12 protein-coding genes are annotated in these 12,289 nt (G+C 66.1%); 11 read left to right on the top strand and 1 reads right to left on the bottom strand.

Annotated features, from left to right (window positions below):
- Positions 1-476 precede the first annotated feature (476 nt).
- Positions 477-959, bottom strand: a complete 483-nt coding sequence (locus XcuCFBP2542_RS15680; protein WP_104604715.1) for a peroxiredoxin — start codon at positions 957-959, stop codon at positions 477-479.
- Between the two features lie 162 nt (positions 960-1,121).
- On the opposite strand from XcuCFBP2542_RS15680, the gene XcuCFBP2542_RS15675 reads away from it, so the two are divergent.
- From XcuCFBP2542_RS15675 to XcuCFBP2542_RS15630, 11 genes are all read left to right on the top strand, one after another.
- Positions 1,122-1,595: an Hsp20/alpha crystallin family protein gene (locus XcuCFBP2542_RS15675; RefSeq protein WP_104604713.1), complete on the top strand. Its 474-nt coding sequence runs from the start codon at positions 1,122-1,124 to the stop codon at positions 1,593-1,595.
- Between the two features lie 394 nt (positions 1,596-1,989).
- Positions 1,990-2,892: a DnaJ C-terminal domain-containing protein gene (locus XcuCFBP2542_RS15670; RefSeq protein WP_104604711.1), complete on the top strand. Its 903-nt coding sequence runs from the start codon at positions 1,990-1,992 to the stop codon at positions 2,890-2,892.
- A 345-nt stretch (positions 2,893-3,237) separates the two neighbouring features.
- On the top strand, positions 3,238-3,624 hold the full coding sequence (pilH, locus tag XcuCFBP2542_RS15665; protein WP_104604709.1) for a twitching motility response regulator PilH: 387 nt from the start codon (positions 3,238-3,240) through the stop codon (positions 3,622-3,624).
- Between the two features lie 518 nt (positions 3,625-4,142).
- Positions 4,143-5,273 (top strand): FtsH protease activity modulator HflK, encoded by a 1,131-nt coding sequence (gene hflK, locus XcuCFBP2542_RS15660; protein ID WP_104604707.1) that lies wholly within the window; start codon positions 4,143-4,145, stop codon positions 5,271-5,273.
- Positions 5,273-6,136, top strand: a complete 864-nt coding sequence (gene hflC / locus XcuCFBP2542_RS15655; protein WP_104604705.1) for a protease modulator HflC — start codon at positions 5,273-5,275, stop codon at positions 6,134-6,136. The genes hflK and hflC overlap by 1 nt, the downstream gene beginning before the upstream one ends.
- A gap of 383 nt (positions 6,137-6,519) precedes the next feature.
- Positions 6,520-6,984 carry an REP-associated tyrosine transposase gene (locus XcuCFBP2542_RS15650; protein ID WP_104604703.1) on the top strand — a complete coding sequence of 155 codons (465 nt, stop codon included), beginning with the start codon at positions 6,520-6,522 and terminating at the stop codon, positions 6,982-6,984.
- 108 nt (positions 6,985-7,092) lie between these two features.
- The gene (locus XcuCFBP2542_RS19405) at positions 7,093-7,206 is read left to right on the top strand and encodes a DUF2065 family protein (protein ID WP_146090345.1); all 114 of its coding nucleotides are present in this window, start codon (positions 7,093-7,095) and stop codon (positions 7,204-7,206) included.
- A gap of 126 nt (positions 7,207-7,332) precedes the next feature.
- Positions 7,333-7,446: a DUF2065 family protein gene (locus XcuCFBP2542_RS15645; protein ID WP_104604701.1), complete on the top strand. Its 114-nt coding sequence runs from the start codon at positions 7,333-7,335 to the stop codon at positions 7,444-7,446.
- Between the two features lie 148 nt (positions 7,447-7,594).
- Positions 7,595-7,780: a DUF2065 domain-containing protein gene (locus XcuCFBP2542_RS15640; protein WP_104604699.1), complete on the top strand. Its 186-nt coding sequence runs from the start codon at positions 7,595-7,597 to the stop codon at positions 7,778-7,780.
- 320 nt (positions 7,781-8,100) lie between these two features.
- Positions 8,101-9,393 (top strand): adenylosuccinate synthase, encoded by a 1,293-nt coding sequence (locus tag XcuCFBP2542_RS15635; protein WP_104604697.1) that lies wholly within the window; start codon positions 8,101-8,103, stop codon positions 9,391-9,393.
- 160 nt (positions 9,394-9,553) lie between these two features.
- Positions 9,554-12,217: a M1 family metallopeptidase gene (locus XcuCFBP2542_RS15630; RefSeq protein ID WP_104604695.1), complete on the top strand. Its 2,664-nt coding sequence runs from the start codon at positions 9,554-9,556 to the stop codon at positions 12,215-12,217.
- The last annotated feature ends 72 nt before the right edge of the window (positions 12,218-12,289 follow it).

Raw genomic sequence — 12,289 nt, 5'->3', positions numbered from 1 at the left:
TCCAACATGTCGGCCAATGCGTCGGCATGTTCTTCGCTGCGCAAGTCGCTGCCTTGATTGTGCTCGATCTGTAGGAGCGCACCCGGGCGCGATGGAGCGTTACCGTGAAAGCTTCGTCGCGCCCGGGTGCGCTCCTACGGGGGGGCGAAGCACATCAGGCTTGGAGGCACTTGCCGATCCCGCCTTCCAACATGTCGGCCAATGCGTCGGCATGTTCTTCGCTGCGCAAGTCGCTGCCTTGATTGTGCTCGATCTGTAGGAGCGCACCCGGGCGCGACGGAGCGTTACCGGGAAAGCCTCATCGCGCCCGGGTGCGCTCCTACGGGGGATCGAAGCACATCAGGCTTGGAGGCACTTGCCGATCCCGCCTTCCAACATGTCGGCCGATGCATCGGCGTGTTCTTCGTCGCGCAGGTTGTGCTCGGCATGCGAGCACTTGGTCGGCGTACCCGCCTACGTGGGCGGTGGGCGAGACGTCAGTCGGGCAGGTGCTGCAACACGTAATCGGCGGCAGAGACCTTGAACTCGCCAGGCGCTTCGACGAACAAGGCCTTGACTACGCCGTCGTCGGCATACAGCGCATAACGGCGCGAACGCAGGCCCATGCCCGAGCCGCTGGCGTCGATTTCCAAACCGAGCGCGCGGGCCAGTTCGGCGTTGCCGTCGGGTAGCAGGTGCAGGCCGTCGGGCACCAGCTGGCTGCGCCCCCATGCCTGCATGACGAAGGGGTCGTTGACGGCGGTGCACAGCACCTCGATGCCGCGTTTGCGGAAGGCCTCGAAGTGCTCCACATAGCCTGGCAGGTGCTTGGCCGAACACGTGGGAGTAAACGCCCCCGGCACCGCAAACAGCAACACCTTGCGGCCTGCGAACAGCGTCTGCGTGTCGACCGCTTCAATGCCCTCGCGCAGGCGCTTGAGCACGACTTCGGGAATGCTGTCACCAACGGCGATGGTCATGGGGCGGGGCTCCTGTGGCTGAACGCAGTCTAGAAAAGGGCAGGGAAAAAGCGCGTCAACACGCTTGAAATCCGCAACCCGATGCCTATCTGACGCACATGGCCGGCGCAGCGGTGCACGCCATCGCCGCTGGCCCTTCACCCAACCTGTTGGAGGCTTGCCATGAACATCGTTCGTTATCCCCAGTGGCCCACGCACGCCCTACAAAACGAGATCAAGCACGTATTCGACCGCTTCTTCGAGCAAAACGGCGAGACCGACGAATCGGCCGTGGTCACTGCGCAGTGGGTGCCACGCGTGGACATCAAGGAAGAACCCAATCACTTCGTGCTGTACGCCGATCTGCCGGGCATCGACCCGGGCCAGATCGAAGTGCAGATGGACAAGGGCATCCTGTCGATCAAGGGCGAGCGCAAGGGCGAATCCAGCACCGACACCGAGCGCTTCTCGCGCATCGAGCGCCGCTACGGCAGTTTCCATCGCCGCTTTGCGCTGCCCGACAGTGCCGATGCCGATGGCATCACCGCCGCTGGCCACAACGGGGTGCTGGAAATCCGCATTCCCAAGCGCCCTGCGGCCACCCCGCGTCGCATTCAGGTCGGCAACGGGCAGGAGGCCAGCGGCCGGGCACAGTAAGTGCGGAACCGCCGTATCGGCTCAGCTCGCTGGCCGATCCGGCCCCGGCAGGCGCGATAGGCGCAAGCCGCGGGACGGGCCGGCCGGCATGGCCAGGGTCGGTACGCGGGTGTCGTTGCGAAGCAACCGGCCTTGGGCGAAGTCATCGGCTTCGCTCTCCGGTGACGGCCGCGCCGTAGAATAGGCGCGGTCGCCTGCCAGGCTGCGAATGGAGCGGTTGGCACCTTCAGTTGCGTCAGCGCCAGGCGGCGCGGTGGGTATCCGGATCGGAGGGCACGGCGTGTCCAGGCGACGGCCATCCACCGCGTCACCGCTGCCGTGTCAACCAGGTGCCGACTGATCGAACAGGCTCGTGGCCCCGGCTGCGGGCCGTTTTTTTTCCAGAGGTGATTAGATGGAATTCAAGGATTACTACGCAACGCTGGGCGTGGAGCCCAGCGCAGGCGATGCGGAGATCAAGACCGCGTATCGCCGGCTTGCGCGCAAGTACCACCCCGACGTCAGCAAGGAAGCCGGCGCCGAAGACAAGTTCAAGGCCATCAACGAAGCCTACGAGGCGCTGCGCGACCCGCAAAAGCGCAAGGCTTACGACCAATTGAAGGCGCAGGGCTACCGTCCGGGCGACGAATTCCAGGCGCCGCCGGGTCATGGCGGCGGCCAGGGCTTCGATTTCGAGGAAGTGTTCGGCAACGGCGGCGCCGGCGGCGGCTTCAGCGACTTCTTCGAAAGCCTGTTCGCCGGCCAGCGCGGTGGCCGTGCACGCGGGCCGGGTGCTGGCCCCGGCGCCGGGGCCGGGGCCGGCCCGCAGGCGCGTGGCGACACCCGCGCCAAGCTGGCGGTGCCGCTGGAAGCGGTGCATTCGGGCGATAGCGTGCGCATCACCATCAACGGCAGGCAGCTGGACGTGCGCGTGCCCAAGGGCGTGCAGCCCGGCCAGGTGATTCGCCTGAGCGGGCAGGGCAATGGGGGAGGCAACCTGTTGCTGGAGATCGAGTACGCCGCACACCCGCACTTCGAGGTGGACGGGCGCAACATTCTCTACACCCTGCAGGTGATGCCCTGGCAGGCCGCGCTGGGCACCACCATCAGCGTGCCCACCCTGGGCGGCTCCGTGGAGTTGAAGGTGCCTGCCGACTCGGATGCTGGGCGCAAGCTGCGCCTGCGCGGTCGCGGCTTGCCGGGTACGACCCCGGGCGATCAGATCGTGGAGCTGGAAATCCTGGCTCCGGCTCCTGCTGACGACGCGCAGAAGAAGGCGTACCGCAACCTCGCCAAGGCGTTTGGCGAGACGGTGTGAGTCTTGAGTCGGAGCCCCCCTCCCTGCGGGGCGATGAGGCATGGCTTGCGCGCCATTGGCGCGCGTGCCTCGGAGCGCCCGCGCCGCTGGCGCGGGCTGGGGCACGGAGCGAGGGGGGATGAGGGTACGCCGAGCCGGCAATGCAGCAGTCAACGTCGATCTGCGCCATTCAATTGCAGCCGTACCCTCATCCGGCGCTGCGCGCCACCTTCTCCCGACGGGAGAAGGAAACAAGCCCCGCTCCTGCGCATGCCACAACATTCGCCAGGCGCCAGACAGCTGGCCCGGTCAACCTACCGAAAGCGCAGCCGGCGCACTACACTCGCCGCACACTAGGGGGAACACATGGCACGCATTCTGATCGTCGACGACTCGCCATCGCAGCTGCTGGGGATTCAGCGCATCGTCGAAAAGCTGGGACACGAAACCATCACCGCCACCGACGGCGCCGCCGGCGTGGAAGCGGCCAAGGCGTCGCTTCCGGATCTGGTGCTGATGGATGTGGTCATGCCCAACCTCAACGGCTTCCAGGCTACCCGCACGCTCAAGCGCGAGCCCACCACCCAGCACATCCCGGTGATCCTGGTGACCACCAAGGACCAGGACACCGACCGCATGTGGGGCATGCGCCAGGGTGCGCGCGCCTACATCACCAAGCCGTTCTCTGAAGACGAGCTGCTGGAAGTGATGGAGCGTGTGTTCAACCAGAAGGACGAACCGCCGACCGCTTGATCGCCTGGGTCAGGCCGCGTCGGGCGAGCAGGCAGAGCACCGCATGAAAGAAGGGCGTGGAAGATGAGGGAGTGGCCATTGCTCGCCGCCCCATCATGCTTGCCCATCCCGCCTGGATAGGACTGGCGCACCTTCGTGGTGGTGGACTGCGCAAGCGAGGGCGCGTGTCGCCGTGCATCCGCCGCGTCAGCTCGTCAGCGTGCATCAGGCCGGTGGCCGGCGCCTCAGCATCGGCCCTGCTGGACCCGTGCGATCGGGCGGGCAACACTCGAATATCCGCTGCAGGCCGTTGCCCGGCAGCGCAACTTCGCGCGGTCACCGGATTGCCGCCCTCGCAGAGCCACTGCGGGTTGCTCGGTTCTGGTCGCCTCCCGATCCGCCCCGGCGGCTAAACCGCCGATGCACCGATCCGGGCCTTTCAAAACGGTCCATCTGCCCCATCTAGTAGAATCGGCGAAACACACAACACGGCGGCACTGCGGGACTGGCCCGCATCGCCCCTCGATCACGGAGCGTGCATGGCCTGGAACACACCCGGCAACAAGGGCGGAGATGGCCCGGACCCCAACCGTCGCAGGTCCTGGGGGCCGCGTGGCGGCGGCAATGGTGGTGGCTGGGGCAATCTGCCCGCGCCATTGAAAGAGCTGTTCGACGGCGGCGTGGGTCGCTGGATCCTGGTCGCAGTGGCGCTGATGGTGCTGTTCTCCAGCTTCCAGCTCATCGGCGAACAGCAGCGTGGCGTGGTGCTGCGCTTCGGCCAGTTCTCGCGCATCCTGCAGCCCGGCCCGAATTTCAAGCTGCCCTGGCCGATCGAGTCGGTGCGCAAGGTCAATGCCACCGAGATCAAGACCTTCAGCAATCAGGTGCCGGTGCTGACGCGCGATGAGAACATCGTCAACGTCTCGCTCAACGTGCAGTACCAGATCAGCGACCCGCGCAAGTACCTGTTCGGCTCGCGCAATGCCGAGCTGGTGCTGGAGCAGGCTGCGCAGAGTGCGGTGCGCGAGCAGGTCGGTCGTTCCGATCTCAATACCGTGCTCAACAATCGCGGCCCGTTGGCGATCGCGTCCAAGGACCGCCTGCAGGCGGCGCTGGATGCCTACAACACCGGCCTGGCGGTCACCGGCGTGACCTTGCCCGACGCCCGCCCGCCGGAAGAAGTGAAGCCGGCTTTCGACGAGGTCAACGGTGCCCAACAGGTGCGCGAGCGCCTGATCAACGAAGCCCAGGCCTACGCCGCCAAGGTGGTGCCGGAGGCGCGCGGCCAGGGTGCACGCACCCGTACCGGCGCCGAAGGCTACAAGCAGGCGGTGATCTCCAAGGCCGAGGGTGACGCGGACCGCTTCGCGCTGCTGCAGGAACAGTACGCCGGCGCCCCGGAGGTCACCCGCAAGCGGCTGTGGCTGGAAACCGTGCAGAAGGTGTTGTCCGAGAACCGCAAGGTGATCGGCAGCGATGGTCGTCAGGTCATCTACGTGCCGTTGCCCGCCGATGCCGGCAAGTCCTCCGGCAGCGCTGGCAACGCTGGTGGCGTGCCGTCGATGGTGCCGCAGGACGTGTTGCTCAATCCGCCGCAGGGCGCCAGCAGCGAAGCCATCCGCAATCCGGAACGTGGCCCGCGTCCTACCGGCCGTGAAGGAACCGAATAATGAAGAATTCGCTAGTCATCGGCCTGATCGTCGCCGTGTTGCTGGGCCTGCTGGGCTCGGTCTTCGTGGTGCGCGAAGACCAGACCGCCATGGTGCTCAACCTGGGCCGCGTGGTGCGTGCCGACCTCAAGCCTGGCCTGCATTTCAAGATTCCGATGGTGGAATCGGTGCGCGTGTTCGATCGCCGCTTCCAGGTGCTGGATACCGCCCCGGCGCGTTACTTCACCGCCGAGCAGAAGGACGTGAGCGTGGACTTCTTCGCGATCGGCTACATCTCCGATGTGCGGGCGTTCTACCGTGCTACCGGCGGTGAGGAGTCGGTGGCCAACTCGCGCCTGGCGCCGATCATCACCGACTCGCTGCGCAACCAGATCAACTCGCGCACCCTGCAGCAGCTGGTTTCCGGCGACCGCAGCGAGCTGATCGCCAGCCAGCTCAAGGGCATCAACGGTGCCATCAAGGGCTTAGGCATGCAGATCACCGACCTGCGTATCAAGCAGATCGACCTGCCCACCGACAGCCAGGTGATTACCGACGTCTACGAGCGGATGCGTGCCCAGCGCAAGCAGGAGGCCAGCAAGCTGCGCGCCGAAGGCGAAGAGCAGGCTCTGACCATCCGTGCCCAGGCCGACCGCGAAAGCACCGTCATCAAGGCCGACGCCGAGCGCGATGCACAGAAGCTACGCGGCGAAGGCGATGCGCAAGCTGCGCGTATCTACGGGCAGGCCGGTTCCAAGGACCCTTCGTTCTACGCCTTCTATCGTAGCCTGGAGGCCTATCGCGAGTCGATGGCCGACGGCAATGGCGTGGTGGTGCTGGACAAGAACGACCCGTTCCTGCAATACCTCAAGAGCGATCGCTGAGTCGCTTTGCGTTGAACAGACAACGCCCGCGTAATGCGGGCGTTGTCGTATGAGGCTCTCCCGCCCAGCAGGCAGGCGCACCCCCCAGCCGTAGGAGCGCACCTGGGCGCGACCGCCTTACCGGGAATGCCCCTCGCGCCCGGGTGCTTGGCTGGCCACGCATGGATTGGCCGTGCCGCCGTACCCGACGATCCGCGACTTTCCGTAGGAGCGCACCCGGGCGCGACGGAGCGTTACCGGCAAAGCCCTCGCGCCCAGGTGCGCTCCTACGCTGGCTCCTGATAGGAGCGCTCCACAAAACACCTGCCGTCGCGAACATCTCCGACAGCAACCCCCACCAAACGCCGATACCGCACACCGACGATCACCATCAGCATTGCCTCATGGTGAATGCTCGCTCCCCAGGCCATCGCGCGCTGCGCCGCGGCAGGCACGGTACACCCAACGCCTGCTACCTGCTGACCACCACGACATGGCAGCGTCGCACTGTATTTGCAGATTTTCAGCTTGCAGCAACCGCCTGCCGGGCATTCACTGCAGCAATACCTCCCGATGCCAGGCTGCTGGCCTGGGTGCTGATGCCGGATCACGCGCATTGGTTGTTGCAACTTGGACACGTCGCCGGACTGGCCGACGTCGTCTCGCGCATGAAAGCGTGCTCGGCGCGTGCGGTGAACGCGCAGCGTCGGTCCGGTGCACCGGTGTGGAGCCGTAGCTACCATGACCATGCAGTGCGCAAGGACGACGACCTGCCCGCCGCAGCGCGTTACGTCGTTGCCAACCCGCTGAGGGCCGGACTGGTCACTCGGGTCGGGGACTATCCGTTCTGGAACGCCATCTGGCTTTGAGCGCCTTACCGGAAATGCCCATCGCGCCCGGGTGCGCTCCTACGCAGGTCGCGTGTCGTGCGGCGGATCCGGGGCACACTACCGGTCCCCCGGACACCGGCATCGCCCATGCATGACTTGCTGACCGCCCTGTGCCTGATTTTCATCATCGAAAGCGTGCTGCCACACACCATGCCGATCGCCTGGAAGCCCTTGCCAGGCAAGCTGGCTCCAAGCGTGTAGGAGCGCACCTGGGCGCGAGCGCTTTACCGGGAATGCCCATCGCGCCCGGGTGCGCTCCTACGCAGGTCGCGTGTCGTGCGGCGGATCCGGGGCACACTACCGGTCCCTCGGACACCGGCATCGCCCATGCATGACTTGCTGACCGCCCTGTGCCTGATCTTCGTCATCGAAAGCGTGCTGCCACACACCATGCCGATCGCCTGGAAGCCCATGCCAGACCAACGGGTTCTGAGCGTGTAGGAGCGCACCTGGGCGCGAGCGCCTTACCGGCTGGCTTTGAGCGCCTTACCGGGAATGCCCATCGCGCCCGGGTGCGCTCCTACGCGGGATGCGTGTCGGGCGGCGGATCCGGGGCACACTACCGGTCCCCCGGACACCGGCATCGCCCATGCATGACTTGCTGACCGCCCTATGCCTGATCTTCATCATCGAAGGGCTGCTGCTGTTCGCCGTGCCGATCGCCTGGAAGCGCATGATCGATCAGCTCTTCAGCCTGCCGATCGCGCAGGTGCGGGCCATCGGCGCGGCGACCCTGGTGCTGGCCGTCATCGGGCTGTGGATCGTGCGTCATTGATCCGCCTGCGGTGAGCGGTATCGGGAGAAACGTGAAGAGGCATGGGTGCCGCCATGCGGCCTGTGCCAAGCCCCTGCTCGACCAGGCGGCCGCGTTCCCGCGCGCCGGGGGTAGTGCATGTCGCCAGAAACCCGGATAATGCACAAAAGCCGGCCGGGCACGCTCCAACCAGAGCACTCCGTTCGGCTTTTTCCGTGTCGGTGCGTCTGGTCGCTGCCACGCTCCCCGATGGAGCGTGCCTACGGTGGCGCCGTCGGCCCCGAACCGGTCCCATCCCGCGGCCCCGATGGCCGCAGCAAAACTTGAGGAGTCCACCCGTCATGGGTCAGTCAGTTGTCGTGCTCGGTGCCCAGTGGGGCGATGAAGGCAAAGGCAAGATCGTTGATCTGCTCACCGAGGAGATCGGTGCGGTCGTCCGCTTCCAGGGCGGCCACAACGCCGGCCACACCTTGGTCATCAACGGCAAGAAGACCGTCTTGCACCTGATTCCCTCCGGCATCCTGCGCGACGATGCGCTGTGCCTGATCGGCAACGGCGTGGTGATCTCCCCGGCCGCACTCATCAAGGAGATCGGCGAGCTGGAATCGGCTGGGGTGGAAGTGCGTTCGCGCCTGAAGATCAGCCCGGCCGCGCCGCTGATCATGCCCTACCACATTGCCCTGGATCAGGCCCGCGAGAAGGCTGCCGGCGGCAAGGCCATCGGCACCACCGGTCGCGGGATCGGGCCGGCCTACGAAGACAAGGTGGCGCGTCGCGGCATCCGCATCGCCGACCTGCATTACCCCGCGCAGCTGGAAGAACTGCTGCGCACCGCGCTGGATTACCACAACTTCGTGCTGACCAAGTACCTGGGCGTGGACGCGGTGGACTTCCAGAAGACCTTCGACGAAGCACTGGCCTTCGGCGATTACGTGCAGCCGATGAAGTCGGATGTGGCCGGCATCCTGCACGAGCTGCGCAAGCAGGGCAAGCGGGTGCTGTTCGAAGGCGCGCAGGGCGCGTTGCTGGACATCGACCACGGCACCTACCCGTACGTCACCAGCTCCAACACCACCGTGGGCGGCGCATTGGCCGGTACCGGCGTGGGCGCGGACGCCATCGACTACGTGCTGGGCATCGCCAAGGCCTACGCCACCCGCGTGGGCGGCGGCCCGTTCCCTACCGAGCTGGACGACGAAGTGGGCCAGGGCATCCGCGACCGCGGGGCCGAGTACGGCGCCTCTACCGGCCGCCCGCGTCGTTGCGGCTGGATGGACATCGTTGCGCTCAAGCGTGCGGTGGCCATCAACGGCATCTCCGGCCTGTGCATCACCAAGCTCGACGTGCTCGATGGCATGGAAAAGCTCAAGGTCTGCATCGCCTACGAATACCGCAGCAAGCGCACCGAATACGCGCCGCTGGACGCGCAGGGCTGGGAAGAGTGCACCCCGGTGTACCTGGAGTTCCCGGGCTGGACCGAGAACACCCACGGCATCACCGAATGGGACAAGCTACCGGCCGCCGCACGCGCCTACCTGCGCGCGCTGGAAGAGCTGGCCGGCTGCCCGATCAGCATCGTGTCCACCGGCCCGGACCGCGACCACACCATGGTGTTGCAGGACCCGTTTGCCTGATCGGCTGACGTTGCATCGCAGACACAACGGCCCGGCTAGTCCGGGCCGTTGCCGTTTGAGGATTGGTGAGCATTGGCATGACTTCCGGCGGTACGCGCCGATGAAGGCGCAGGGGATCATGGTCGGCTGAGGTCCAGACGTTCCATTACGAGGATTACCCATGCGTCTTTTCCTGGCGACCGCCATCGTGTTGGCCCTGGCCGGTACCTCCCTGACCGGCTATGTCGACGCTGCAGCACCTGCGCCGGCCACGAAGACGCCAGCGGCCATCACCACCCAGCTGCCACGCACCGCCAGGCCCAGCCATTACGCCATCGAGATCACCCCGCATGCCGAGGCGATGCGCTTCGATGGCAAGGTCAGTATCGATCTCCAGGTACTGGCGCCTACCGATGCCATCGTGCTGCAGGCGGCGGATCTGCGCTTGGGCAAGGCCACGCTGGCCCCGGCAGGCTGCGCCCCGGTGGCGGCCAAGGTCACCACCGATGCCGACGCGCAAACCGCCAGCATCGCCACTGGCGCCGCGCTGGCGCCGGGCAAGTATTTGCTCACGCTGGACTACAGCGGCACGATCGGCACGCAGGCCACGGGCCTGTTCGCACTGGATTACCCCACCGCGCAGGGCACCCGCCGCGCGCTGTTCACCCAGTTCGAGAATTCTGATGCGCGCCGCTTCGTGCCTTCCTGGGACGAACCCAATTTCAAGGCCACCTTCGATCTGGTCGTCAACGCACCGTCCGGGCAGATGGCAGTGAGCAACATGCCGGTGGCCTCCGCCATGCCGGGTGCCAACGGGCGCACGCGCATCGCCTTCCAGACCTCGCCGAAGATGTCCACCTACCTGCTGTTCCTCAGCATGGGCGAGTTCGAGCGCGCCACCGTCACCGCCGACAACGGCACCGAGATCGGCGTGATCGCGCAAAAGGGCAAGGTGGATCAGGCGCGGTTCGCACTGCAGTCCGCGCGCGATGTGCTGCACGAATACAACGCCTACTTCGGCATTCCCTATCCCTTGCCCAAGCTGGACAACGATGCCGCGCCCGGTAGCAGCCAGTTCTTCGGTGCGATGGAAAACTGGGGCGCGATCTTCACCTTCGAACGTTTCCTACTGCTGGATCCGGCGGTCTCCACCGTCAGCGACAAACAGGACGTGTTCACCATCGCCGCGCACGAAATCGCCCATCAATGGTTCGGTAATCTGGTGACCATGGCGTGGTGGGACGACCTGTGGCTCAACGAAGGCTTCGCCAACTGGATGGAGGCGCGCACCACCGCCAAGCTGCATCCGGAGTGGGATATCGACAAGACCGGCCCGGCCTACAAGAGCCGCAACGCGATGGCGCTCGATGCCTACGCCACCACCCACCCGGTGGTGCAGCATGTGGCCACCGTGGAGCAGGCCAGCCAGGCGTTCGACGCCATCACCTACGACAAGGGCGAGGCGGTGGTCGGCATGCTGGAAGACTATGTCGGTTCGGACAACTGGCGCACCGGCGTGCGGCAGTATCTGCGTCAGCATCAATACGGCAATGCGGTCACCGGCCAGTTGTGGCAGCAGATCGACAAGGTGGCGCCCGGCAAGCACTTCATCGACATCGCCCACGACTTCACCCAGCAACCGGGCGTACCGCTGATAACGACCAGCACCCGCTGTGATGCCGGTACCACCACACTCACCCTGGAGCAGGGCGAATACACCCTGGACCGGCCGAACAAGAAGCCATTGCTCTGGCGCGTGCCTGTTACCGTGCGCGACGGCGCTGGCAACACGCAGCGCGTGCTGGTGGACCACACCGCGCAGCTCAAAGTGCCCGGCTGCGATGCCCCGGTGCTGGTCAACGCCGGCCAGAAGGGCTACTACCGCACGTTGTATGCGCCTGCGCAGTTCACCGCGCTGACCGCGCGCTTGCCGACGCTGCCGGTGGTGGACCAACTGGGCATCCTGCTCGACACCGCTGCGCTGGCAACGGTCGGGCTGCAGCCGGATGCGGACCTGCTCGACCTCACCGCCAGCTTGCCGGCCGATGCGGCGCCGGATCTTTGGAAAATCGTCTCCGCCACGTTCGTGGACCTGGATGTTCTGTTCCAGAACGCTGCAACCGACCGCGCCGCCTGGCGCCGCTACGCGCTGGCGCGGTTGGCACCCGTGTTCGCCCGCTATGGCTGGGATGAGCGCGATGGCGACACCGCGCAGGTCAAGCAATTGCGCGCGCAATTGATGATCTCGCTGAGTTCGCTGGACGACCCCGCCGTGATCGCCGAGGCGCAACGCCGCTTCGCCGCCTTCCCGGCCAAGCCCGCCGCATTGTCGCCGGAGCTGCGCAGCACCGTGCTCGGCATCGTCGCCCGGCATGCCGATGCCGCCACCTGGCAGACGCTGCAGGCAATGGCGAAGAAGGAACCCTCCGCAATGGTGCGCGACGAAGACTACCTCTATCTGGCCCAGGCCAAGGACCCCGCACTGGCTGCTCGCGCCCTGGCGCTGGCCCTCACCAGCGAACCCGGGGCAACCAATGCCGCCAGCATGATCCGCACGGTGGCGAAAGAGCACCCGGAGCTGGCGTTCGATTTTGCCGTTGCCCATCGCCGCCAGGTCGACGCATTGGTCGACACCACCTCGCGTGCGCGCTACTACCCCGGCCTGGCCGATGGCTCTTTCGACCTGAAGACCGTCGACAAGATCAAGACCTATGCCGACAAGTACATCGCCCCCACCTCACGCCGCGAAGCGGACACCGCCATCAGCACCATCCAGACCCGGGTCAAGCTGCGCGACCAGCGTGTGCCGCAGATCCGGGCGTGGTTGCAGGCGCGCAAGGGGTGAATGACGCGCGCTGTACAGGCCTCGCTGCATCCGCCGGACGATTTGGTCGTTGAGTTCGAGGCTGTAGCGGGC

It is taken from the genome of Xanthomonas cucurbitae, from assembly GCF_002939885.1.
GTDB lineage: Bacteria > Pseudomonadota > Gammaproteobacteria > Xanthomonadales > Xanthomonadaceae > Xanthomonas > Xanthomonas cucurbitae.
Note: the sequence above shows the minus strand (reverse complement) of the source record. Positions and strands in the feature narration are given on the sequence as shown.